We start from the raw sequence: 20,215 nt of genomic DNA on the forward strand, positions 1-20,215 counted from the left end.
AGGATTTCGCAACCAATGAACGCGTCGCTATGTTTTCGTAAGATGCAATATTTAACGGCACTCTTATTCTTCTCGGCCATCCCGCTGCATGCCGAAAAGAAACTGCGCTCACCATGGGATAGCCATCGCATCAAGCTCACAACAGAGTCGTATGCATGCCCTGCTGTTGAGCATCTCTCTCCCGACCTGACTACCAGCGGCTTCTACTCTGACAGCAAATCCTCGATCATCGATCCCGAAAAATGGAAGGCTTACGCAGCATCTTCCGGGCCGTATAAAGCGCTCGGTGATCGAGTCGTAGCCGCTGCCGATACCTATCAATCTACCGGAAGCCGTGAAGCAGCAACATGCGCTCTAGAGCACATGGATGCTGCGGCGAAGGACGCTGTCTTCACCGGGAAGATGTCGTCCAATCAGGCATGCTACGTGCAAGGCTGGGTTATTGGCGCTGTATCGATCGCATATTTGAAAGTGCGCGACAGCGGATTAGTTAGTAAGAGCCAGAAAGAAACGATTCTTCCCTGGATCGAGAAAGTCGTTTCTCAAAGCCAGAGCTACTACGACGCACATCGACAGAAATCCTCCGGCGATGCGCAGAATAATCATCTCTACTGGGCTGGCGTTGAAGTTGCAGCCGCAGGTATAGCGACGAACAATCGACAACTCTTCGATTGGGGCATGGACACATATCACGCCGGCATATCGCAGATACAGCCCGATGGCTCGCTCGCGCAGGAGATGCGACGCGGTCAGCGCGCGCTCCACTATCATCTCTACGCCCTGGCTCCGCTGATTTACCTGGCCGAGTTCGGTGAAGACAATGGACTCCACTCCTATGCCGAGCGCGACTACGCCATCAAGAAGCTCGTAGACCTTTGTACCGCGGGACTCGAAGACAACAGCTTTTTTGTAAAAGCTACCGGCATTGCGCAGGACACGCCAAACGGACCGCCAGCAGCCGAACAGATCAGCTGGGCCAAAACGTATCTAACACGTTTTCAAAATCCCCAACTAACAAAACTATTAGAGCAGGCAACATCCCTGAGCTATATGTACCTGGGTGGGTTGCCGCCGGCCCCACACTCGCAAGGGTGAAATAAAAATTTTCGGAGGACCAGTATGAGCACTGCCATCGCGTCGCAAACGTTAGTCGATATCAGCAAGCAGGCAGACCCGTACCAGTTGCAGAGCATCGATCGCGTCGTCGCCCTGCTCGATATGTTGAGCGAAAGCGATGTTCCGCTCAGTCTGGCCGAGATCTGCGCGAGAATGGGCCTACACAAGAGCACAGCGCATCGATCCCTCATTGTGCTCGAGCGCACATCGATGATCGAGCGAACTCCAGAGGGCCGTTTCCGCCTTGGTTTGAAGCTTTATGAGCTGGGGAATCGCGCTGTAGAACAAGTGGATCTTCGCGAGCGTGTACAACCCTTCTTTCGTCGCCTTTCAATGGACGTAGGCGAGACGGTCCATCTCAGCGTCCTGCAAAAAACAAAAATCGTTTATCTCGATAAAGTAGAACCGAACCGCAGAGTCTGCATGACGTCGAAGTCAGGTACATCCAATCCTGTCTATTGCACTTCGATGGGCAAGGCGATGCTGGCTTTTCTGCCCGATAACACACGCGAAGAAATCATCAGCAAGATCAGGTTCACGCGCTTTACCACTAAGACATTGTGCACACGCGAGGCGCTGCTCAAGTCTTTGGAACGGGTAAAGAAACGCGGCTTCGCAATTGACGACGAGGAAATAGAAATCGGAGTACGCTGCGTCGGCGCGCCCATCTTCGATACCAACCGGCATCCTATCGCCGCCGTCAGCGTTTCAGGCCCAGCCTCGCGCATTACCGTCCAGAGCGTGCCTGGAATCGCGGAGCGCCTCATACGCTGCTGCAATGAGATTTCGCGCAGCCTCGGTATTCACGAGAGACGTCGCTCAAAGTACAGCTCGCCGCTGTTTCATCATTACAGCAACTGATCGAGTCCAAAAACAGGAGTCTCTCCAAATGCCTCATTCCATATCACGGCGCGACATGCTGAAGGCAACAGGAGCGTCGGTCGCAGCGCTCGGTATTCCCGGTAGCCCGCTCGCCATCTCCGCATCCGCACAGGAAGCAGAATCGGCCCAGGCCACAGACAAGACGCAGGAAGACACCCGTGCCAGGCGAATGGAATGGTGGCATGCTGCGAAGTTCGGCATGTTTATTCATTTCGGTGTCTACAGCTCCATCGAACGCCACGAATGGGTCATGGAAGATGAGGCATGGCCTATCGGCCCATACACACAGCACGCCGCAAACTTCAAGCCCGCGCACAATTGCCCTCAGGCATGGGCAAAGCTGGCCAAGCAGGCAGGAATGAAGTACATGGTGCTTACCACCAAGCATCATGAGGGCTTCTGCAATTTCGATACGAAGCTCACGAATTATTGTGCTCCCAAACAGGGCCCGGGACGCGACGTCGTGCGCGAATATGTAGACGCCGCGCGCGCGGAAGGCCTGCATGTCGGCTTCTACTATTCGCTCATGGATTGGCATCATCCCGATGGAGCGTGCTGTGCGACTGACGAAGCGGCACGCCGCCGCTTTGTCGATTACACCCACGGCCTCATCCGCGAGATATTGACCAATTACGGAAAGATCGATGTCCTCTGGTACGACGTTGCCTGGCCTCTCGATGCAGCCGGATGGGAATCAGAGAAGATGAATCAGATGGTCTTCCAACTCCAGCCTGAGATCATCGTGAACAATCGTAATAAGCTGCAAGGCGATTTCTCGACGCCGGAGCAGAAGATTGTCGCTGAAACCAACGGCCGCGCATGGGAATCGTGCATGACCCTCAATGACAGCTGGGGATATCAACGTGCCGATGACAACTGGAAGTCGTCGCGAACTGTGATCCGCAATCTGATCCAATGCGTGCGCGATGGCGGCAACTACCTGCTGAACATCGGACCCAAACCAGATGGAAGCATTCCGGAAGAATCAGTAAAGATTCTGAGCGAAGTTGGTCGTTGGATGGATTCCAATGGGCATACGATTTATAAGTCTGACTTGTGCCAGATGAGGCGTTCCAACTATGCAAGCTTCACCCGCACCGGAAATACGCTCTATATGCATGTCCACTTCTGGCCGGGTGAGTATGTTGCGATCAGCGGCTTAAAATGCAAGGTCATTTCTGCGCGCATATTGAAAACCGGAGCAGAAGTGAAATTCACGCAGGACGATTTCCAGACAAAGTTTACCGGTCTTCCAGAAAAGGCCCCGGATTATCCGGTAACGACAATTGCAATCGAATGCGACGCGGAACCTACTCAGGATACGGATTACGTTAGAAAAAACAAACCGCGCGATGGAGTGTAGAACGGGGAACGCGGTGAGAGTGAATCCTCTCACTGCGTTTTTACTTTAATAACGATCGCGCTATACGTCGTTCCCTTAGCAATCTTCAATTGATGGGGCGTTCCCGGCGGAATATTCACAACATCGCCGACAGAGATCACTCGCGTTGATCCTCCCGTGATCTCATTGCCTTTTGTCTCGCCGCTATCATCCGTCTTCGCGTCTGTGATGGTGCCGCCGGTAATCAGCGTAGCCTTGCCCTGCGTCACATAGAATACATCCGCATAGTGCGCGTGCATTTCGGCTCCGCCGCTCGACGAGCGCACTGACAACTTCAACTGATGATTTGCATATTCTCCCAATGTCGATCCGCTGCCTCCGGAAGCTTCGGCCTTCGCATCAAGATCAGCCAGTTGCTTCTGAATGTCTTGCGCGGAGAAATAATCGATCTTCGCAGCGCTGCTTTGAGCGTAAGCGGTAAATCCTGAAACCAATACTAGGCACGCCACTGAAATAGTTCTCTTCATTGAGGTCTCCTCTTACAGCATTCGTTCAACTGAAACCGGATCCATATCACTGTAATCCTGGTTTTCACCACCCATGCCCCAGCAAAAGCTATAGGCTTCGGTTCCAACGCCAGCGTGAATAGACCATCCCGGAGAGACGACGACATCGTGATTCTCCATGACCAAATGGCGCGTCTCATCGCCTGGCCCCATGAGGTGAAAGACACGCGCCTCCGGAGCAAGATTGAAATACATATATATCTCAGATCGCCGCATGTGCGTATGAGCCGGCATCGTGTTCCACGCGCTGCCGGGTTGCAGATGAGTTACGCCCATCACCAGCTGGCAACTCGGAGCTCCATCAAGAAAGATGTACTTGTACACAGTCCTGCGATTGCAGGTTTCCGTGGATCCAAGTTCCATCGGATTGGCGTCAGTCTTGCGCACGATCGCCGTTGGATAACTTGTGTGCGCCGGATAACTCAGTAGATAGAAGAGTGCGGGGGACGAGTTATCTTTCGACGCAAAGGAAATATGCGGATTGCCGCGCCCGATGTATAGGCAATCAAGGTTCTCCGTCTCATAAGTTGTGTCGCCAACAGATAGGCTGCCTGCGCCGCCGATATTCAGCACTCCCAGTTCGCGTCGCTCAGTAAAGTACGTTGCCTTCAGTGCCTCATCGGTCTGCAGTGTTAGGGGTTGCTCTCCAGGCGAAGCCATGCCGACCACGGCACGATCAAGATCTACGTAAGCGAGTTGAATCGATCCAGGTTGATGGAGCGAGTCGATCAAAAAAGATTCCCGCAACTCAGAGGTCGTCATCCGTTGATAACGAACTGGATCGGCAAGCAAGTGCATTCTCATGAAATAGTCCTGACAAGTGAATCAAAAGTATGAGTGTGCCTTAGGAAGTTGTTCGAGCAGCCAGCGAACATATTCTTTACCGCCGTCAAAGTTGTCATAAGGCTTCGGAAGTTTTCGCCCATCTGCGTATTCGTTATAGAGCCAGGGATCTACAAAGCCGATCACTCTCCCTTTACCGTATTTCGCTTCAGCAAGAAGTACATCGCCTTTATTGCTCCAGACCGCTGTCGCCGGCTCCTTCAATGTCAACGTGCAGATTTCCTTCATGAATAGGACATGTGGAGCGTGGAAAACCTGCCCGTCGCCGCTTACATCGATTCTTCCCATTTCATACTTTTCGCCGTCCACAGCATTGCGAAGAACGCTGTTGAAGTGCATACCAAAATGCTCAGCGAGTATATTGAAGTGGTCAAGATCAGCGTGAGTGGTGTCGTTCTCCATCATGACTAGTGTGCCACCCTGCTTCACCCAATCGGCAATCTGCGTTGCATCCGGCTCATTCATGTAGTGCGGGTTCTTATTCCAGTCAATGTTGTCTGGAGAAACAATCAGGTAAATCTGCGCCTTATTCAGATCCTGTATGGTGGGTGCTTTGTAAAGCGTGTCAGTAGTGAGCCCGTATTCGCGCAGAAGGTGCCCAAAGAGCGAATACCCGCTGTTGCTGTAGTCATCCCATTTGTAGTGGTACGAAACCACTTGCCCGGCAGCATTCTTGCGCGTCTGGCTGTTAAACCACGCATCCAGCAGAATCGTCTTACCCCGACCTAATCGGGCAGTGTCAGCAGCTTCCATCTCGGTGCTCGCCATCAGAAATGCGCCAACGCCCTTCGGATCGTTGCTCACGACATCCTGGCTCACATAATATTTGTAGCTTCCATCATGAACCGCATCCGTGCCCAGGCCGATAGCCTTCACCGTTTTCGAGAGCGTGACCGCACCATCTGCATCGACAGAGACAAATTGTTTCAGGATGCCTGCATAAGCGCGCGAAGCGTTAGCGGAGTAGCTTTGCGGAAGATAGCCAAGCCGTACGCCCTTTGCCAAAGCATAAGTAAACATGCAGGCAGCCGAGGATTCCAGGTAGTTATCTTTCTCCTTCGGCTTATCAACAACCTCGTACCAAAGCCCGCTCTTCTTATCCTGATACTTGGCAACAGCAACCGCGAGCCGTTGCAAAATCGCAAGCAGCTTCTCGCGTCCCGGATCATCTTGTGAGTAATAGGGAAGCGTATCGACCAGCGCCATCATGTACCAGCCCATGCCGCGTGCCCAGAAATTCGGAGAGATGCCCGTACTCTTGTCTGCCCATCGTTGCTGCTTTGTCTCGTCCCATCCGTGATACAAGAGGCCCGTCTTCGCATCCCGTGAATGTTCTTCCATCAACACAAACTGCTTTGTGATGTCTGCGAAATCCTGTGGCTCATGAAACGTAACCGCGTACTGCGCGTAAAAAGGTTCGGCCATGTACAGGCCATCGAGCCACATTTGCTGCGGGTAACGCTGCTTATGCCAGAATCCTCCATCCGCTGTGCGAGGATGCGTATTCAATTGCTGCCGCAGAAGAACTGCCGCCTTGTAATATTTTGCGTTTTGCGTAACGCCATAGAGCAAAAGCAACTCACGCCCGAGCACCAGATCGTCCAGTGCATTGTTTCCGGCGTTGTAGGTGGAAATAGAGCCATCCGCATTGATAAATGGATCGATGGAATCCTTGATGTACGAGTAATAAGCGCCATCCGCCGTGTGATACCACACATCGTCCATCCCTTGCAGCAGCACGCCTAGCTCGTAGTTCCAGGCCCACGGCTTGTCTTTCGGCAGGTAATTACCGTTAGGCCACCGCTTGATCGTTGTATCCGACATCCGCTGCGACCATGGCAGCGACTGCGCCTCCAATGCATCGAAAGCCACGCAGCAAGGCAACAAAAACAGAAAGCAGACGAAGACGCGCCGCAATAAACTGCGGGAAAAAATTGCTCGATGAACCGATATGCAAATCGACATGAAGAATTCCATCACTGCCCTGTACCGCCGAAACTTTCAGCAGCTACATGAATGATGTATCAAATGCGCATGCCTTGTGTCTGCATTGCGCGGCGTTCGCGTCTCGCTGGGGGAGACATACGGTTTGAATCGCGATGAAGAAAAGTCCTATCGCCTAAACAGCGGAGCCTTTACCGGAGATGAAAGTGCCGCTGTTTTTAGCCAGTACCATCTCCACGCTTTTCAAATGCCGCCGCATCGCTGCGCGTGCTCCCACTGGATCATGCGTCGCCAGCGCGGCAAAAATCGCCTTGTGTTCTGCCAGGGCCAGTTCCTGGTTCGCGATCAGACCAGTAAGCTCGCTCATCTTGTAAAACATGGGAGAAAACATTCCCTGCCACAGGTTCGAAACCAGTTCGGCCAGAACGCTGTTTCCCGACACGTTCGCAATCAGTACATGAAACTTCTGGTCGGCTGCGCGGCTATGCTCTCCAGCAAGAATCATCGTTTCCATCTCACGGATCGTCGCCTCAACCGCGGCCAGATCGCTATCTGTCATCCGGATCGCCGCTTCAGACGCCACTTCTCCCTCAATCAGCAACCTAGCATGCAGCAGCTCAAACGGGCCAGGGCCGGCATCCAGCATCGGAGGCAGGAGCCTTCCGCGTTGGATGATATAAGTCCCCGAGCCGGTGCGGATCTCCACAAATCCTGCAATTTCCAGCGCCACTAAGGCCTCGCGCACAGTCGGCCTGCTGACGCCGAGTTGGTGCGCCAGGTCTTTTTCCGCGGGCAGCCGATCTCCCGCCGAGAGTGTCCCCGTCTCTATCTGGCGTCGAATTCGCTCGGCCACCTGCTGATAGAGGCGCTTATTGATAATCGGATCGAGCATCGAAACCTCGCCGTGATAATTCATTCCAGTTCCTGCTAAATAGCCCTTTGATAAACGGCTGTCAGGCAGCTTTACCGGATGCGAATCTACTCTACCACGCTGATCTACCTTTAGAATCATCGGCTGTTTCCTGATAAAACCGAATGTTTGCTCCAGAAAATCTGCCTTACAGCTTGACAACAATATCACCACGCAGATAACTTTCGCGTGTTTTGTAAATGACTTCTTTTGTGGACCCAACATTGATGTCCTTGTTTCGCCCGGGCCTCAAAGAAGCAGCCGGCTTCACATTCGGGGAGGATAGACATGCAGCCCAAGTTTTCTCGTTTGCGAGTTTCTCGCAATCGCAGGCATAACTTTTCAACCTCATCGAAGTTCAACCGCATCGCACTTCTCCTGCTGCTCGCCGTCCTTTTCAGCGGCACATGGTCAGCAGCAAACGCTCAGGCAGTCTCGGCAACGCTGCTCGGCAGCGTAAGTGACAAGTCAGGCGCCAGCGTCAACAGCGCCAAAGTGAGCATCCTGGAATTGGCCACAGGGATCAGCCACATAGCCAATACCAACGAGAGCGGCAATTACACCTTTCCTGACCTGCCTCCTGGCGCATATTCCGTTACCGCTGAGGCCTCCGGCTTCAAAAAAGAGACACGCGCCCGTGTGGACGTGATCGTCAACACGGCCACCCGCGTCGATCTTTCACTTGAGCCTGGAAGCGCTTCCGAAACCGTGACCGTGACCGACGCGCCTCCCATCCTGCAGACCGACCGTGCCGACGTGAGCACGAAGTTCGAGGCGCGCCATATCGAGGACATGCCGCTCAGCGTAAACCGCAACTTCCAGGGCATGCTGAACCTCGTGCCCGGCACCACGCCAGCCACCTTCCAGCACTCGCAGTTTTTTAATGCGCAAAGCTCACTGCAGACCGAAGTCAACGGTGTCCCGCGTATGGGCAACAGCTATCAGATCGAGGGAATCGATGATGACGAGCGCACCGGGCTGTTGCAGATCATGATTCCGCCAGCCGACGCCATCCAAACCGTCGACATCTCGACCAACAACTTTGAAGCCGAGCTTGGCCGAGCCATTGGCGCCGTCACCAATGTGACCTTGAAGTCCGGAGCCAATGCCTTCCACGGTTCCGCGACAGAGTATCTGCAGAACAGCGTCTTCGATGCGCGTCCGTATTTCGCCAAGAGCGTGGGGCACGTGGCCTACAATTACTTCGGCGGCAATGTCAGTGGACCGATTATCCGCAACAAGCTCTTCTTCTATGGCGACTACTACCGTACCTCCGACCACGAAGCCAACTCCAACACCCTGACCATTCCTCCCACGCAGTTCTATACCGATAATGGCAGTGGATACGTCGACCTCAGCGCACCTCTCAAGGCCGACGGAACCGGCCAGATCTACGATCCCTCAACCGGAAACGCCGATGGCAGCGGAAGAACTCCGTTTCCTAACAACCAGATTCCCGTCGGTCGTATAAATCCTGTGTCGCTGAATCTGCTTCATCTCCTGCCTGCACCCAACACGCCATCGAGCCTGGCATCACCCACCAACAACTACTTCGCCGTCCTGCCATTCCAGAAAACCGCCGACACCTACGACGCAAAAATTGATTGGCAGATCACCGAGAAAGACCACCTCAGCGGACGCTACAGCTATCAGAAGGTAAATACTTTCCAGGCGCCAGTATTCGGTTCCATGGGCGGCGGTCCTGCGCAGGGCGCATTTCAGGGAACTGGCTTGCAGAACGCCTTCAGCACCGGTTTGAATTACGACCGCGCATTCTCGCCAACGTTGTTGACGGAAGTCCGTTTCGGCGTTGCTCATTATCACAGCGATGCCCAACCCAGCGATTACGGCTCCGATGATGCAACCGCCATCGGCATCCCCGGCGTAAACATCAGTCCGTTCACCAGTGGACAGGTGGGCATCAGCCTCGGCTCTTTCAGCAGTCCCATCATCGGCTACTCTGCCTCCGTACCGTGGCGTCGCGGCGAAGCCAACATCGACTTCGTCAACCACTGGACGAAGATCATCGGCAATCACACCATAAAGTTCGGTGGCGATCTCCGCCGTATCCAGGACAATCTCCTGCAGGACCAGACCTTTAGCCCGCGCGGCGTCATTACATTTGCTGAGGACCAGACCTCGATTCTCGGTGGAAAAACGAACCTCGCAAATGACATGGCCAGCTTCCTGCTCGATGTTCCCAGCCAGGTAGGCCGCGACGTCAATACTTATTCGCCCGCATACCGCCAGTGGTGGTTCTTCGCCTTTGCCGGAGACAAGTGGCAGGCTTCCTCTAAGCTCACTCTCGATCTTGGCGTGCGCTGGGAATTCTATCCGCCGGCAACTCCGGGCAAATCCGGAGGCTTCTCCAACTATGATCCGACCAACAACACGCTGGTCATCGCCGGCGTCGGCGGCAATCCTTCCAATCTCGGCATGGAAACCCGCTACCGCTACTTCGCCCCACGTCTTGGCTTTGCTTACCGCGCCAGTGAACAGACAGTCGTCCGCGGCGGCTTCGGCATCAGCTACATGCCGTTTCCCGATAACACTTACGCCTATAACTACCCAGTGCGCGCCAACAACAGCTACCAGCCCATTGGCTCGTACACCGCTGCTGTTCTCGATGACGGAAGCATAGCCACCTTCCAGGCAGGCTTCCCGGCTCCTAAGCCCATTGACGTTCCCACGAGCGGAATCCTCCCCGCACCCATCAGCCAGTCCTATATCGTCATTCCGCAAAACTATAAAAATCCCTACGTGGAATCGTGGAATCTCGTCGTGCAACAGGCATTGCCCGCGCAATTCAACTTGCAGCTTGCCTATGTAGCCAACCACGGCGTCGACATCGGTACCGCGCAGAACATCAACCTGCCTCCAGCCCTGAACCTTGGAACGAAAGGTGAACCCGAATACATTGCCTTCGGACGCAGCGCCAGCACCACCGCACAGTTCCTTGGTTACTCGTCCAACTTTCAATCGCTGCAGGCCCAGCTGACGCGCCGCTTCACCAACGGCCTTGCCACAAGCACGGCTTTTACCTGGGGTAAAGGACTCGGCTATCAGAGTGGTGACGATGGCGGCCTGACCTTCTGGCTCGATCAGCACCGCAACTATGCTCCCAACGATTACGACCGCCGTCTCAACTTCGAAGAGAGCTTTACCTATGAGCTGCCCTTCGGAAAAGGGAAGCGTTGGCTGAGCAGCGGCGTTACCTCTGTCGCGCTCGGTGGCTGGAAACTCTCAGGCATTATCTCCGTTGTCTCGGGTATTCCGTTTACGATGACGGCAAATGGAGGCACCATCAACACGCCTGGACAGCAGCAGACCACGAACCTGGTAAAGCCATTCCACGTGCTGCATGGCATCGGCACAGGAAACAACTGGTTCGATACCAGCAGCTTTACGCAGCCGGCCGGTTGCACAGGTACTCCATGCCCGATTCAATATGGATCGGTCCTCGGAAACACCGGTCGCAACGAGTTCTATGGTCCCGGCTTCATCCAGGACAATATTTCAGCCTTCAAAACATTTCCTATCTGGGAGAGCCTCTCGCTTGAAACCCGCGTCGATGCCTTCCAGCTGAGCAACACTCCACAATTCGCCAACCCGAGCAATTCCATCACCAGCAGCACCTTCGGTCAGGTCACGGCGACAACCGGCAGCGGCTCCGGCGTGAACGGCACAGGAGGCGGAAGAGCACTGCAACTCTCAGGCACCATCCGCTTCTGATGAAGGGAACTAAAGAAAGTAATAGGAACGACGTAGGAGCCTCAGGTCTCGCTTCTGAGACCTGGGATCCCGTGAGCGTAGTGAAGAATGCCACCCGGGTGCCCCATCCTTTCGCGTTCTTCGCGAAAGGGTGGGAGAGCAAGCCCTCAGCAAATCGAAGGTCTCAAAGACGCAACGATCACAGGGTAGAAGCACCGGGCTTTAGCCCGGTGAAAAGCACGAAACATCTGAGGGCTTTAGCCCCGGGCAACCCGTGAATGCAAGCTTCTCAAACACAACGTATTCTTATCAACGGAGGAATGATCGATGTCCGTGTCCCGTCGTGAATTTGTGCTGGGTATGGCAGCCGCAGGTATGACTGCGAGCTTGCCATCGTTTGCAGCAGACAGCAGCTGCCCCTTTCGGTTGTCGGTGATCAACGACGAGTTGACGCAGGATTTCGACCGCGCCTGCCAGATCGCTTCTCAGGACTTCGGCCTGAGCTGGATCGAGCTTCGTGCCATGTGGAACAAGAACGTTACCGAGCTCGATGCGAACCAGATTGTTGAAGCACAGAAAATTCTTGCGAAATACAAGCTCCGCGTTACGGATATCGCCAGCCCGCTCTTCAAGGTCGATTGGCCCGGAGCGCCGCTCTCCAAGCACAGTCCCAGTCGCGATCAATTCCACGCCGATTTCGACTTCAAGCAGCAAGACACGCTGCTCGACCACTGCATCGAGCTCGCCAAAAGCTTTAACACCGACCGCGTCCGCTGCTTCGACTTCTGGCGGCTCGACGATCCCAAGCCTTACCGTGCGGCAATGAATGCAAAACTGCGCGAAGCGGCAGATAAATGCGCGAAAAGTGGCGTAATTCTGCTCCTGGAGAACGAAATGGCCTGCAATACCGGCACCGGAGAAGAGGCAGTCGAAGTCCTGAAGGCAATTCCCAACAAAAACTTCATGCTCAACTGGGACCCAGGGAATGCTGGAACCTTCCCCGGCAACGTTCCCTATCCTGACGCCTACAACAAGCTGCCGAAAGACCGCATCGGCCACTGCCACTGCAAAGACGTAAAACGTCAGGCCGACGGCAAATTCGAATGGGAGCCCGTAGGTGGAGGCATTATCGATTGGGTGGGCCAGTTCAAGGCTCTAAAACGCGACGGCTACCACTACGCCGTAAGCCTTGAAACCCACTGGCGTGGCGCCGGAACTCCAGAGGCATCGACCCGCATCAGCATGCAGGGCCTGAAAGACTCACTCAAAAAAGCCGGAATCAGCTGCTGATTCATGGATTCGTCAGGCACGAGGGAGCCATCCCCGTGGCGTCATTCTGAGGAGAGAAGCGACGAAGAATCCAGAGAATATTTCGTGTGCTGTGGCTGGTTAAGGTTTCTCATGAGAAACCTTGGCGTCACGACAGCCGCCCGCTATCTGTGGATTCTTCCCCTTCACTGCGTTCAGGGTCAGAATGACGGATTGTGCGCTAAGATCCCGCTGCAACCGCATTCAGCTCTTTCACAATGCTTGATACAAAAGCCTTGGCATCGCCAAACAGCATCAGGGTTTTATCCATGTAGTACAGATCGTTATCGATTCCGGCAAAGCCCGGACTCATGCTTCGTTTGATCACCATCACCGTCTGCGCTTCATAGACATTCAGGATAGGCATACCGGCGATGGGACTGTTTGCCGTAAACCGCGCCGCAGGATTCACCACGTCGTTCGCGCCGATCACCAGCACTACATCTGTTCGCGGAAACTCTGGATTGATCTCGTCCATCTCAATCAACCGGTCGTAGGGAACGTCAGCCTCCGCCAGCAATACATTCATATGTCCTGGCATGCGTCCCGCAACTGGATGTATGGCAAAGCTCACTTCGATGCCGCGCTTGGTGAGAATATCGTGCAGTTCCCGAAGCTTGTGCTGCGCCTGCGCAACAGCCATCCCGTAGCCGGGTACGATGACGACCTTGCGCGCCGCATCCAGAATCTCCGCAGCCTCTTCGGCAGAAGCTGAGCGAACAGGCCGCTCCGTCGTCTTCGTTACCGCTGTCTGAATCGTTCCAAACGCGCCGAAGAGTACGTTGCTGAACGAGCGATTCATCGCCCGGCACATGATCACGGCAAGAATAAATCCGGAGGAACCATCCAGTGCTCCGGCAACGATCAGAAGCTTGTTATCGAACGCAAACCCCATCGCGCTGGCCGAAAGTCCTGCATAAGAATTAAGCAGCGCAATCACCGTCGGCATATCTGCGCCGCCGATGGGAATAATCAGCAACACACCAAAGGCTAGTGACAGCACCGCAAAGATCGGAAAGAGCCAGGTACGCTCTGGTGAAAGAATGAGCATCACGCCTATCACGACAGCGGCAAGAAGGATCCCAAGGTTTACAAAATTCTGTCCGCGAAAAGTGATGGGACGCTGCGGCAACGTCTCCTGCAGTTTGCCGAAGGCCATCATGCTGGCTGTAAATGTCAGGAATCCGAGCAGCATCTCGACGATCAGCGCGATCATGACGACGCCGTGCGGCTTCTGCCGGTAATATTCGGCTGCGCCGATCAGTGCTGCCGCCAGCGCGCCGCAAGCATGCGAAAAAGCGGTCCGCTGCGGCACCGCCGTCATCGGCATGTAATACGCGATAGGAACGCCGATCGCCGCGCCAATGAAGAACGCGATGAATATCCATTGATAGTTGACAACCTCGGCCCGCAGCAGTGTTCCCACAACTGCCAGCAGCATGCCGATTTCCCCAACGAACACGCCCCGGCGCGCAGTCGTGGGAGAACTCATCCACTTGATTGCAAGAATGAAGCTGGCCGAAGCCAAAAGATAAAGGACAGGGAAGATGCTCTCCATCATTTCTTTTCAGCCCCCCGCTTCTTGAACATCTTCAGCATGCGGTCGGTGATGAGATAGCCGCTGACCACGTTAATCGTCGAGAGCACCACCGCTGTGAATCCAAGCACTCGCGTGAGCATCGAAGCATCTTTCGATCCGGTTATAAGAATCGCGCCAACGACCGCAATCGCTGAGATCGCGTTGGTTAACGACATGAGCGGGGTATGCAGCAAAGGCGAGACGCGCCGTATCAACTCGAAGCCGAGGAACGCCGCCAGCATGAACACCCACAGAGCAACTTCATATGAACTCATGTCTTCACCTCGCCCGTAAGTTGCGACGCGCCCAGCAGTTCAACAACTTTCGGATGCACGATCTTTCCCGCATGTGTGACCAGGGATTCGCGAATGATTTCATCCTCAAGATTCAGCGAAATATTGCCGTCGCGCAGCAGCAGCTTTACCACCGCCGTGATATTAGTCGAGAGCATCTGGCTGGCATGATAAGCAACGGTGGAAGGGATATTCAGCGGGCCGAGAATGCTGACGCCATTATGATCTACGGTTTCGCCGGGCCTGGTGAGTTCGCAATTGCCGCCGCGTTCAGCAGCAATATCCACGATCACTGAGCCTGCCGGCATAGCCTCAACCATCTCCGCCGTAATAAGAATCGGAGACTTGCGCCCTGGTACTGCCGCCGTGGTGATGACGACATCCTGCTCCCTCAGCACGTCGGTCAGCAATTCGCGCTGTCGCCGATAGAAATCCTCATCCATCGCCTTGGCATAGCCGCCCTTGTCTTCCGAGGACTTCGCATCCACGTCGAGCATCACGAATTTGGCGCCGACGCTCTCCACCTGCTCCTTGACCGCAGGACGCACATCGTACGCGCAAACCACCGCACCCAACCGCCGCGCCGTGGAAATGGCCTGCAGTCCGGCCACACCCACGCCCAGAACAAAGACCTTCGCCGGAGTAATCGTTCCGGCTGCCGTCATCAGCAACGGAAACATCTTCGGCAATTGCATCGCGCCAATCAGCACGGCGCGATATCCTGCGATGGTTGCCATCGCAGAAAGAGCGTCCATGCTTTGCGCACGTGTAATGCGGGGAATCAGCTCCAGCGCCAGCATCGAAACACCTGCAGATGCCAGCTGCGAGGCTTCCTGCAGCGCCGTCAACGGCTCACCAAAGCCAATCAGCGTCTGTCCCGGTCTCAGAAGTGGAAGGTCGGCACGACCAGCGTCGGGGTTCGCCCCCAGGCAGCGCACCTGGGCGATGATATCGGCCTCGCGGAACACATCTTCGCGGCTTCCGATACGTGCCCCGCGCGCGATGTACATCTCATCTGGAAAGCCGGCTGGCACGCCCGCCGACTGCTCAATCACAACCTCAAGTCCAGCTTTCTTCAGCGCCTCGCACTGGCGGGGAACAAGGGCAACGCGCCGCTCCTGAGGATAGGTCTCACAAAGAGCTCCAAGGGTCCCGGGCATCCAACCTCCGGCAGCCAAAGTATTCAAGATGCCCTACAATTGGCAAGCTTTTCTTATCACTCAGCTGCATTTTCCACGAAAGGCCGCACTAGCATCCATAGAAATAGACGAATGTAAAGGCTCATGAAGTTGCGTCCTTGAATGAAGGGGGCCGAAATGTTTCGGGACAGAAGGGAAGCCGGCCAACTCCTCGCCATGAAATTATCCCGGTATGCCGACCGTAACGACGCCGTCGTCCTCGGGCTGCCCCGAGGCGGCGTTCCGGTAGCTTATGAGATCGCCAAGGCCCTGAATCTTCCGCTGGATGTCCTGCTCGTGCGCAAGTTGGGAGCGCCCGCTCAGCCCGAACTCGCTATGGGTGCTATCGCCGGAAACGGAGTCAAAATTCTCGACTACGCATTGGTGCGCGAACTCGGCATCAGCGAAGGCGAGCTATCCGCTGCGATCCAAAGAGAAGAAGGCGAACTTCACCGCTGCGAATCCATTTACAGGAAAACAGGATCACCCTCGAGTCTGGCAAGCGCTTACGTGATTTTGGTCGACGATGGAATTGCCACAGGTTCCAGTATGCTCGTCGCCATCCAGGTTGTGCGGGCACGAAATCCTGCCAGAGTCATCGTAGCAGTCCCTGTGGCGCCGTCGGCAGCGCGACAGCAGATCGAGGCACACGCAGATGAATTTGTCTGCCTGCGTCTTTCCGAGCATTTTCCTGCTGTCAGTTCTTTTTATCGCGATTTTTCGCAGATCGGTGAAGATGCTGTACGCGAACTGCTGGCGCGTTCGAAGAACGCCTGATCTTCAAGCGTTCGAAAAATCGTCAGCTATGGGTTAGACCGGGCATCACGTTCGGGGCTACAAAACAGGCTGGATATCTGTCCAGAAATTCAAGAATTTGTTCGACCAGAGAAACGTTTTCACCCTCTCTACAACCGTTTGTGACTCGATCTTCTTGCAACTCTGCGAAATCCTGGGAAGTAGGCTGTTCGGAATTCTCCGAATGGCTTGCCTGAGTAAGATCCTTGCTACGCGACATTTCTCCTCCGATCAACATATTCAAGTTGGGATGAAAAGCCGAGAAATCCTATCGGATTCCAGGAGCATTTAACATACTCCGTCGTGCCAGCGTCTGAGCAGGCGCCCGAGGCACCGCCGGATGCGAATTTTGCAGTTACAACTTTATGGTGACGGAAGTAATACCACCGTTACATAGGATTCGTAAAGAAAATACCAGGCGCTCTCAGGTTCCGCCATAGAGTTGGAATGTTGCCCAATATAGGGGCTTACGAAAGACACCTTGGGAGTGCAGCATTGCGAGTTTGGCATCGCGCAATGCAATGTCCGGCGAGCGTCCTGCAGCCAACTCGCTATACATTCTGTCCATGAGTTGGGGAGCCGCGGCGTCGCTGACCTGCCACAAGGAACCCACTACATAATGGGCGCCGGCTCGGAGGAATGCCCACGAAAGGCCAACCAGACCCTCGCCACCGTAGACACGTGATCCCGAGCCATAGCAGGCCGAAATGGTCACCATGTCTGCGTGAAGAGGGTGCCGGATCACGTCGCGCGCATAGAGCTTAAAAGCATCAGGATTCGATGGCGTGCGCGTCAGCACAATTGCCGAATCGAGCGGGCTGGCGCTGCTGCTCGTACCGTGCGCAACAAAATGAATATAGGAAAACTGCCCGGGATCGCTGCCGGCGTAGATCGACGGAAGCGCCTGCTTTTGGGTAAAAACGTCTTCCTCCGCGGTTTGAAAATGTCGAGCCACGTCGCTTACTTCTGCCTGAGCATTAGGCAGGTCCGGGAATTTCTCGTCCGGTGAAACAGGGTTCCCGATCAGCAATAGCTTCTTCGCTGTTTTCTGGCGGCTCTCCGGATGAAACGCCGCAAGAAGCTTCATTGAGCTGGCATCGGTAATGGTCGCATCTTCAAGCCAGTAGTGAATGCCGCCGCCTGGTGCGAGCAATGTCTCAAAATTCAGAGTCGTCAGGCTTCCGTCAGGGATGATGTAAACCGTAGAGTCTTTTGGAATGAATGAAGCTGCAGGCTCTACCAGAATCCGGTAAAGCGCCATTCCATCTGTGTAAGAACTGGCCAACGTGTCGCGGGAATCGAGAATGGCGCGCTGGTAGTTTTCGACATGCTTATTGATTTCAGCCTGAGGCGGCAGCTTAAAGAAACGCGTACCTGCAGGAGTAACTACCCAAAGGTATGACTCCTCAGACGCCAGGTTATAGACCAGAATCGTGCCATGCAGCCTGCGAGCAATCGCAGGGGCATCCAGTTTCTTTAGTGCCGCAGCCTTGAAATTCGGAGAAGCGACGCCAAGCCCTTCCTCAAGTGTCCGCGCCCGTCCAAGATCGAGCCATTGAAGCGCTTCATCGGTTCGTTTCTGATTTATGAGGAAGCGAATGAAGTCGTCATAAAGCTGGTTTGCATTTGTTGAGAACGGCAGTTTCGACTCTTCCTGCTTGATAGTTTCTCTCTGAGTCTCAAACGTCGTTATAGATTGGCGGTACCACTTATCTGCAGCTGCTGGCCGATTGGTTACCGCGTAAACATTTGCGAGCGAGCCTTCCACCTGCCAGCGTTGTGATGGCTGTAACGTAGTGATAGCTGCTAAATTTCTGAAATTATCTAATGCTTTATCTGCCTCATTTTTGCGAAAAAAAATAAGACCCTGAAGGAACAGCGCATCAATTTCATCAGTCTTCCTCTCGGAGGACTGAGCAAGTGTAAGCGCTTCTTGCCCGTGTTGAATTGCCGCATCTAGCTTTCCAATTTGCAGATAGAGAAAACCAAGAGCTAAATGTGCTTCTATTGTTTCGTCCAGATAGCGATTAGTATCAGCAATCTGCAATGCGCGCTTATAACAGTCTTCCGCCTGGCTGTATTCGTCCAAACGGTATAGAGACAAGCCTGCATTATTGAGCCATTCGACTTCATCATTTGGTGATCCGAGGACCTCAGCTTCTCGTTGTGCCTCTCGAAAGCGATTCAATGCTTCTTCAAAATCACCTAAAGCATAGTCCGCATAAGCGATATTGCCTTGAGATTTTTCCTGGATGAGCCGCTCGCCAATCAATCGAGCTTCGTCCGCTGCTAATTTTGACCACTCGAGTGCTTCGTCAAAGTGTTCTTGCTGTAATGCAATAACCCCCAGATTGAGAAGGGCAGAGGTTTGCATATGACGATCTGTTTGCTGTCGTGCAAGATCGAGCGATCTGCGGAACATTTCGCTTGCAAGGGGGAGATCGTTTTGTTCAACGGCAACCACCCCTCGTGTTCTAAATAGCTCGGCAGCTAATGAAGAATGCTGCTCATCCGAGATTTTTTGGGCGTCCTTTAGCTCCTGATTGGCAAGGGTTGTTTGTCCCAATCGTGCATACGCCACCGCCCGAATCGTCGATCTTTGAATGGCAATGTCCGTGTTAGCTAAGTTTGGCTGGAGATTGCTTGAAAGAAGGGAAAGTGCTTTAGCGTTAAGCCCTTGAAGGAGATTAAGATTTGCTTCGAGCAGGCGAAACTTCCAATCCCAGGGTTGCGGCTGCTCAGGATGGGATTGAAGGAATGCCTGCAGTCGTTCTTGCGCCCCGGCCAAATTTCCGCGGGTGAGCTGATTTTGAATATCTGTGTAGGCTGCCTGGGGACTTGAATATCGCCGTGCGTGGCAGCCTAATACAGTAGTCAAAATAAAGAGAAAAACTATTATGGATAAGTTTTTCCATTGGATCGAGCAGTAGCCGCCGAGATAGCTCCACCCACGGGAGAGCCAAGCTTTACTCGAATCATCGAAAGTGAATAGGTTCCCCCCTGCACGATGACTTCGCCGAAGAAGATCCTTCCAAAGTCGCGTACATAAATGGAGTGCGCAAACACTTTGCCGGGAAAGTTCTTCGGTACTCCTTCGAAGCCGTCGACGATTGAGCATACGATGCCGTCATTAGTATTGCTTTTCTCACCGGATTCGAGCCAGTGGAAGTGATGTCTTACCCAGTCCGGGGTCTCCTCTTTGCCACCGCCGGCCTCTTGGTACTGCCTTTCGACATGCTTCCGCAGGCTTTTCTGCTCATCCCAGGGCTTTCCTGGATATCCGGTTGGCGCGGCTTCAAAGCCTTCAAAAAGGTCATAATTGAGAATTGGCGTTATCGGGATGCCACTGATACGCAGATCAACAAACTGCGAGCCGGTTAGATAAATCTTTGGCGTATGGCCTTCATGTGGGTGCTCCACAGAAAGCTGAGCGACAATGCGCTTCGCTGTGATAATTTCCCGGATGTTGAGGTCATCGATCGCGGCTGTCACCTCCGTGATCCAGGGGCCGGTTGTGTCCTGCTTTTTTCCCGATACAGTGGTGCTGGTATTGGAATAGTTGACCGTGTTCTTCCACTTGCGGCCCTTATGTTCTCTTTCAATGACCCCTCCTACCAGCGGGAGCGAAACTGAAGATTGGGAGGGAACAAAGCCTGTAAAAGGACGGGTGATGTAGCCGCCGATAGCGCTGGCGTCGGCGTGGTAATAATGAGTCCTCTCAATCGTATTTTCTGCCATGAAATCTCCG

The 20,215-nt window shown here is 54.1% G+C and carries 15 protein-coding genes; 6 read left to right on the forward strand and 9 right to left on the reverse strand.

The features are described 5' to 3' along the window. The first annotated feature begins 15 nt into the window (after window positions 1–15). From GSQ86_RS11435 to GSQ86_RS11445, 3 genes are read left to right on the forward strand one after another with little or no spacing between them, the layout of a single operon-like run. Entirely contained in the window at window positions 16–1,095 is a 1,080-nt protein-coding gene (locus GSQ86_RS11435) for an alginate lyase family protein (RefSeq protein ID WP_158750061.1), read from the forward strand. Between the two features lie 24 nt (window positions 1,096–1,119). Further along, complete coding sequence (locus tag GSQ86_RS11440; protein ID WP_158750062.1) at window positions 1,120–1,977, forward strand: IclR family transcriptional regulator; 858 nt, start codon at window positions 1,120–1,122, stop codon at window positions 1,975–1,977. Window positions 1,978–2,005: 28 nt separating this feature from the next. Then, window positions 2,006–3,361, forward strand: coding sequence for an alpha-L-fucosidase (locus GSQ86_RS11445; RefSeq protein ID WP_254062314.1), 1,356 nt, complete (start codon window positions 2,006–2,008; stop codon window positions 3,359–3,361). Between the two features lie 29 nt (window positions 3,362–3,390). On the opposite strand, the gene GSQ86_RS11450 is transcribed toward GSQ86_RS11445, so the two are convergent. From GSQ86_RS11450 to GSQ86_RS11465, 4 genes are all read right to left on the reverse strand, one after another. Further along, window positions 3,391–3,867 carry a cupin domain-containing protein gene (locus GSQ86_RS11450; RefSeq protein WP_158750063.1) on the reverse strand — a complete coding sequence of 159 codons (477 nt, stop codon included), beginning with the start codon at window positions 3,865–3,867 and terminating at the stop codon, window positions 3,391–3,393. A 12-nt stretch (window positions 3,868–3,879) separates the two neighbouring features. Then, entirely contained in the window at window positions 3,880–4,710 is an 831-nt protein-coding gene (gene kduI, locus GSQ86_RS11455) for a 5-dehydro-4-deoxy-D-glucuronate isomerase (RefSeq protein ID WP_158750064.1), read from the reverse strand. Between the two features lie 21 nt (window positions 4,711–4,731). Continuing rightward, window positions 4,732–6,714: a glycoside hydrolase family 88 protein gene (locus tag GSQ86_RS11460; RefSeq protein WP_158750065.1), complete on the reverse strand. Its 1,983-nt coding sequence runs from the start codon at window positions 6,712–6,714 to the stop codon at window positions 4,732–4,734. Between the two features lie 154 nt (window positions 6,715–6,868). Next, window positions 6,869–7,705 carry a FadR/GntR family transcriptional regulator gene (locus GSQ86_RS11465; protein WP_158750066.1) on the reverse strand — a complete coding sequence of 279 codons (837 nt, stop codon included), beginning with the start codon at window positions 7,703–7,705 and terminating at the stop codon, window positions 6,869–6,871. 186 nt (window positions 7,706–7,891) lie between these two features. On the opposite strand from GSQ86_RS11465, the gene GSQ86_RS11470 reads away from it, so the two are divergent. Beyond that, window positions 7,892–11,335: a TonB-dependent receptor gene (locus GSQ86_RS11470; RefSeq protein WP_158750067.1), complete on the forward strand. Its 3,444-nt coding sequence runs from the start codon at window positions 7,892–7,894 to the stop codon at window positions 11,333–11,335. Between the two features lie 306 nt (window positions 11,336–11,641). Beyond that, entirely contained in the window at window positions 11,642–12,604 is a 963-nt protein-coding gene (locus tag GSQ86_RS11475) for a sugar phosphate isomerase/epimerase (protein WP_158750068.1), read from the forward strand. 199 nt (window positions 12,605–12,803) lie between these two features. Here the strand turns inward: GSQ86_RS11475 and GSQ86_RS11480 are convergent, their stop codons facing one another. From GSQ86_RS11480 to GSQ86_RS11490, 3 genes are read right to left on the reverse strand one after another with little or no spacing between them, the layout of a single operon-like run. After that, window positions 12,804–14,183, reverse strand: coding sequence for an NAD(P)(+) transhydrogenase (Re/Si-specific) subunit beta (locus GSQ86_RS11480; RefSeq protein ID WP_216841119.1), 1,380 nt, complete (start codon window positions 14,181–14,183; stop codon window positions 12,804–12,806). Further along, window positions 14,180–14,476: an NAD(P) transhydrogenase subunit alpha gene (locus GSQ86_RS11485; RefSeq protein WP_158750069.1), complete on the reverse strand. Its 297-nt coding sequence runs from the start codon at window positions 14,474–14,476 to the stop codon at window positions 14,180–14,182. Before GSQ86_RS11485 ends, GSQ86_RS11480 begins: the two co-directional genes overlap by 4 nt. After that, a complete protein-coding gene (locus GSQ86_RS11490; RefSeq protein WP_158750070.1) occupies window positions 14,473–15,654 on the reverse strand; it encodes a Re/Si-specific NAD(P)(+) transhydrogenase subunit alpha in 1,182 nt (393 codons plus the stop codon). Before GSQ86_RS11490 ends, GSQ86_RS11485 begins: the two co-directional genes overlap by 4 nt. 156 nt (window positions 15,655–15,810) lie before the next feature. On the opposite strand from GSQ86_RS11490, the gene GSQ86_RS11495 reads away from it, so the two are divergent. Further along, window positions 15,811–16,449, forward strand: coding sequence for a phosphoribosyltransferase (locus GSQ86_RS11495; RefSeq protein WP_216841120.1), 639 nt, complete (start codon window positions 15,811–15,813; stop codon window positions 16,447–16,449). A 442-nt stretch (window positions 16,450–16,891) separates the two neighbouring features. Here the strand turns inward: GSQ86_RS11495 and GSQ86_RS11500 are convergent, their stop codons facing one another. Then, window positions 16,892–19,345, reverse strand: coding sequence for a CHAT domain-containing protein (locus GSQ86_RS11500; protein WP_216841121.1), 2,454 nt, complete (start codon window positions 19,343–19,345; stop codon window positions 16,892–16,894). Window positions 19,346–19,362: 17 nt separating this feature from the next. Next, window positions 19,363–20,205 (reverse strand): hypothetical protein, encoded by an 843-nt coding sequence (locus GSQ86_RS11505; RefSeq protein ID WP_158750073.1) that lies wholly within the window; start codon window positions 20,203–20,205, stop codon window positions 19,363–19,365. Window positions 20,206–20,215: the final 10 nt, after the last annotated feature.

This window comes from Acidobacterium sp. S8 (assembly GCF_009765985.1).
Classification (GTDB): Bacteria; Acidobacteriota; Terriglobia; order Terriglobales; family Acidobacteriaceae; genus Alloacidobacterium.

Excerpts from the sequence above, each read along its gene's own strand:
- GSQ86_RS11460 (WP_158750065.1), bottom strand. The coding sequence starts at position 6,714 with ATGTCGATTTGCATATCGGTTCATCGAGCAATTTTTTCCCGCAGTTTA.
- GSQ86_RS11445 (WP_254062314.1), top strand. The coding sequence starts at position 2,006 with ATGCCTCATTCCATATCACGGCGCGACATGCTGAAGGCAACAGGAGCG.
- GSQ86_RS11485 (WP_158750069.1), bottom strand. The coding sequence starts at position 14,476 with ATGAGTTCATATGAAGTTGCTCTGTGGGTGTTCATGCTGGCGGCGTTC.
- GSQ86_RS11475 (WP_158750068.1), top strand. The coding sequence starts at position 11,642 with ATGTCCGTGTCCCGTCGTGAATTTGTGCTGGGTATGGCAGCCGCAGGT.
- GSQ86_RS11435 (WP_158750061.1), top strand. The coding sequence starts at position 16 with ATGAACGCGTCGCTATGTTTTCGTAAGATGCAATATTTAACGGCACTC.
- GSQ86_RS11495 (WP_216841120.1), top strand. The coding sequence starts at position 15,811 with ATGTTTCGGGACAGAAGGGAAGCCGGCCAACTCCTCGCCATGAAATTA.
- GSQ86_RS11490 (WP_158750070.1), bottom strand. The coding sequence starts at position 15,654 with ATGCCCGGGACCCTTGGAGCTCTTTGTGAGACCTATCCTCAGGAGCGG.
- GSQ86_RS11480 (WP_216841119.1), bottom strand. The coding sequence starts at position 14,183 with ATGATGGAGAGCATCTTCCCTGTCCTTTATCTTTTGGCTTCGGCCAGC.
- GSQ86_RS11470 (WP_158750067.1), top strand. The coding sequence starts at position 7,892 with ATGCAGCCCAAGTTTTCTCGTTTGCGAGTTTCTCGCAATCGCAGGCAT.
- GSQ86_RS11505 (WP_158750073.1), bottom strand. The coding sequence starts at position 20,205 with ATGGCAGAAAATACGATTGAGAGGACTCATTATTACCACGCCGACGCC.
- kduI (WP_158750064.1), bottom strand. The coding sequence starts at position 4,710 with ATGAGAATGCACTTGCTTGCCGATCCAGTTCGTTATCAACGGATGACG.
- GSQ86_RS11465 (WP_158750066.1), bottom strand. The coding sequence starts at position 7,705 with ATGATTCTAAAGGTAGATCAGCGTGGTAGAGTAGATTCGCATCCGGTA.
- GSQ86_RS11450 (WP_158750063.1), bottom strand. The coding sequence starts at position 3,867 with ATGAAGAGAACTATTTCAGTGGCGTGCCTAGTATTGGTTTCAGGATTT.
- GSQ86_RS11440 (WP_158750062.1), top strand. The coding sequence starts at position 1,120 with ATGAGCACTGCCATCGCGTCGCAAACGTTAGTCGATATCAGCAAGCAG.